This is a genomic window from Vibrio sp. 10N.222.52.B7, from assembly GCF_041474275.1.
Lineage (GTDB): Bacteria > Pseudomonadota > Gammaproteobacteria > Enterobacterales > Vibrionaceae > Vibrio > Vibrio crassostreae_C.
The window spans coordinates 1-210 of sequence record NZ_JBFRTU010000249.1 but is presented as its reverse complement, the minus strand read 5'-3'; the positions used below and the strand labels follow the sequence as shown (position 1 = coordinate 210).

General features: G+C 46.7%; 1 pseudogene. It reads right to left on the bottom strand.

Annotated features, from left to right (window positions below):
* Window positions 1-210 (bottom strand): annotated as a pseudogene (locus AB4512_RS22665) (chromosome partitioning protein ParB); the annotation flags it as partial.

Sequence of the window (210 nt, the reverse complement as noted above, 5' to 3'; positions counted from 1 at the left end):
CAAGAATCCAACCTTCCAATGTTTCGGTCACGTCTTTGGTTAGACGAGTTACGCCTTGAGCTTCGCTACGCTGCCATACAAAACCTTCAGAAGCATCACACTTAGTCAGCAGTGTTTGCTGCTGTTCACTCGTCAATCCACCAAACTGCTTGTGCAGTTTAACAATAGTTGGACGACCAAGGTCGCTCACATTTGGGTAAGCTTGTAGCA